This is a genomic window from Streptomyces sp. YIM 98790 (assembly GCF_011421595.1).
Taxonomy (GTDB): Bacteria; Actinomycetota; Actinomycetes; order Streptomycetales; family Streptomycetaceae; genus Streptomyces.
In genome coordinates this window covers 1-3,287 of sequence record NZ_WTLH01000332.1, presented here as the reverse complement: position 1 = coordinate 3,287, position 3,287 = coordinate 1, and the positions used below count along the sequence as shown (strand labels likewise).

At 78.0% G+C, this 3,287-nt stretch carries 2 protein-coding genes; one reads left to right on the top strand and one right to left on the bottom strand.

What is annotated here, in order from left to right; all coding sequences use genetic code 11:
- The coding region (locus GQS09_RS27655; RefSeq protein ID WP_243761876.1) for an asparagine synthase-related protein at positions 1–1,356 on the top strand (1,356 nt) is incomplete at its 5' end.
- Positions 1,357–1,471: 115 nt separating this feature from the next.
- On the opposite strand, the gene GQS09_RS27650 is transcribed toward GQS09_RS27655, so the two are convergent.
- Positions 1,472–3,287, bottom strand: a 1,816-nt coding sequence (locus tag GQS09_RS27650; RefSeq protein ID WP_243761875.1) for a sigma-70 family RNA polymerase sigma factor, incomplete at its 5' end; no start/stop codon positions are given.

Genomic DNA, 3,287 nt, shown 5'->3' with positions numbered 1-3,287 from the left:
GAGCCCGAGCCCGCCCCGGGGGTGGGCGCCGACCTCTCCGGCGGCAGCGCCTCCGCCACCCTGGCGCTGCTCGCGGCCGGCCTGCCCGGCCAGCCCGGCACCGTCTTCGGCACCGGCGCCACCCTGGCCGGCGAGCGGCTGCTGGCCGTCACCTTCAACGACCTCACCGCGGCCGGGGGGCCGGGGCGCATCGACCGCATCGCCGAGCTGGAGCGGGCCCGCACCATCGCCGACGACCCGCGCTTCCACCATGTGGTGGTGGCGGGCGGCGCCGAGGCCCTGCCGTTCGCCGGCCTGGACGCGGTGCGGCTGACCGACGAGCCGTCGCCCGCGCTGGTCAGCGCCGCCCGGCACCGCAGCCGGCTGTCCGCGGGCAGCTCCGATCACCTGATCGGCTCCGGCGCCCGCCATGTGCTGGACGCCCATCCGGCCCGGCTGGCCGACCTGTGGCTGGACCGGCGGCGCTGGCAACTGCTGCGCCCGGCCAGCGCACTGGGCCGGGCGGGCGGCGGGACGGGCGGGCCGCTGCGCGCCGTCTACACCACCTACCGGGCGGCCCGGAGGCTGGCCCGCACCCCGTACCAGGACGGGCTGACGGGTGCGGCCTCGCAGCTTCGGCGCTCGGCCATGGCCAATGGCGCGGGCGCCGGCGGCCGTGCCGCCCTGCGCGAGCTGGGCGAGCAGTCCATGGCGCTGGCCCGGCTGTCCTGGAGCCGGCCGGGGCCGGCCGCCCGGTGGCTGACCGGGGAAGCGCTGGCGGAAGTATCGATTCGGCTGGAAGCGGCGGCGGAACGGCCCCGCGCAGGGCTGACCGGCCGCCGGCCCGGGGAGCAGCGGGCGCGCGCGGAGCTGGCGCGCGCCGCCGGTGACCACCGGGTGCTGGAGCAGGCAGTCGAGCTGCGCCACCAGCGCCTGCACGCCCCCTTCTTCGACAACCAGGTGGTCCGCGCCTGCCGGGTGCTGCCGGAGACGCTCCGGGTGCAGCCGGGGGCCCGGGCCGAGGTGCTGCGCGCGGTGCTGACCGGGTCCGGAGTGCGGGAACTGCCGCCGGGCTGGGGCGCGCCCACCCATGCGGTGCACGCGGAGAGCGCGCGCACCGGCCTGCGCGCCGCTCTGGAGGAAGTGACCGAGCTGTTCGAGGCCCCGCTGCTGGCGGACGCCGGGCTGATCGAGGCCCGGGTGGTGCGGCAGGCGCTGCGCGAGGCCGCCGAGGGCACGGCGGTGCCGCTGGACGGCCTGGCCGAGCTGGTGGCCACCGAGGTGTGGCTGCGCCGTCTGATCAGCCGCCGCGGCTCCTGCTGGACCGGCGAGGGCAACCGCGAACCGCGCGCCGTCACCAGCGGCGTCACCCCCTGAGCCGCCGCTGCCGGTTTCCCGGCCGGTTTCCCCGCCGGTTCCCGCCGGTTTCCCCGGCCGGTTTCCCCGCCGGGGCCGCCGCCGGACCGGTGCGGGCGGGCACTGCCGCCCCGGGCTACTCGCAGAGAATCTCCGAGTCCGCCCAGTCGGCCAGCGACATCGCCCCGAACGGCCCGCGGGGGTGCACCTCCAGGCGGAGCGTGCGGACGCCCGCCAGCGGCACCTCGAAGCCGACGGCCGGCCTGCCCGCCTCCACCCGGTCCGACTCCCACAGCAGCCGGTCGTCGCCGTACACCGAGAACTCCGCCGCGCCGACGCCGTGCGACAGGTCGTCGATCCCTGCCTTCGCCCGGTACCGGCGGCACTCCCGGTTGAGGTCGATCACCAGCGTGGAGCGGGCCTGCACCGTGACGCCGTGCTCGTGGGTCTCGCCGCCGATCGACAGCCCTTCCCGCTGCCAGGTCCAGTCGCTCTCGAACAGCCGCATCGCCGGGCTCGCGCCGTCCCCCAGCACATCGAAGTCCAGCCGCCGCAACTGGTAGCCGTCCGGTTCGGGCTCCGGCTCCGGTGCGGGCTCCGGCTCCGGTTCCGGTCCGGGTCCGGGCTCCGGGCTCGGGGTGGTGGCCGGGGACGGCTCAGGCCCGGGTTCCGGCTCGGGCGCCGGTCCGGAGGCCGCCTCGGTCACGGGCGCGGGTTCCGGTTCCGGCTCGGGTTCCGGAGGCGGGGCGGGCGCCGCCACCTGCTCCGGTTCCGGTTCGGGTTCGGGTTCGGGCTCCGGCTCCTGCCGCGGTTCCGGCTCCCGGTCCCGCTCGGTCGTCTCCGCCGGCGCCGCCACCTCGGGCGTCTCCGGTTCCGTCTCCGGTGAGGGCGCGCCGTTCAGCAGCGCCACCGCCAGCACCAGGGCCGTGGCCGCCACGACCACGCCCGCCGCGATCCCGGCCTTGGCCGCACCGTCCGCGGCCGCGGCTCCCGCGCCGGCCCCCGTGCTGCCGCCGGCCCCCGTGCTGCCGCCGGCCGCCGCGCCCGCACCGGCCGTGCCGATGAGCCCTGCGGCCTTCAGCCCCGACCCGGCCGCGAACCACCCGATGAACGCCACCGGCAGCACCGCCCGGATGTGCTGGTTCACATCCTGGACCTCGCTCGCCGCCACCCGGCACCGCGCGCACTCGTCCAGATGCCGCCGCAGCCCCCGCTCGGCCCGCGACCGCAGCCCGCCCCTCGCGTACGCGCCGAGCCGGTCCGCCCACCGTGCGCACTCGCCGCCCGCGGTCAGCGCCCCGTTCACATGCGCCTGCAGATACGCCTGCTTCAGCCCTTCCCGGGCACGGTGCGCCAGCACCGCCGTGGCATTCGGCGTCAGCCCCAGCAGCGGCGCCACCTCGCGCGGCGACGCCTCCTCCACCGCGGTGTGCCACAGCACCGTCTGCCAGCGCTCCGGCAGGCTGCGGAACGCCTGCACCGCCAGCGACTGCTCCGCCTCCTGCATGGCCCGCACATCGGCGCCCAGCTCCGTGGCGTCGCCGTCGCCCGGCGGACCGCCGGCCGCGCTCACCGAGAACACCGCGAAGTCCTCGACCAGGTGTTCGCGCCGCTCCGAACGCGCCCACACCGCCGCCACCCGCCGCACCGAGGTCAGCAGATACGCCCGAACCGCGGTGTCCGGCCCGGCCCCGCCGCGCACCGCCTGCAGGGTGGCGGCGAACACCTCATTGGTCAGATCGTCCGCGGTGTGCGCGTCCCGGCAGCAGGTGCGGGCATAGCGGCGCACCGCCTCCGCGTGCCTGCGGTAGAGCTCCTCGGTGGCGCCCGCGTCCCCCGCCCGGATCATCCGGACCAGCTCGACGTCCGACGGCCCGGCGGCCGCGCCGCCGCCCGCCTGCGTACCTGGCCGCGCGCCCGGCCGGGTGCCCGGTGCGGCGCCCTGTGCGGTG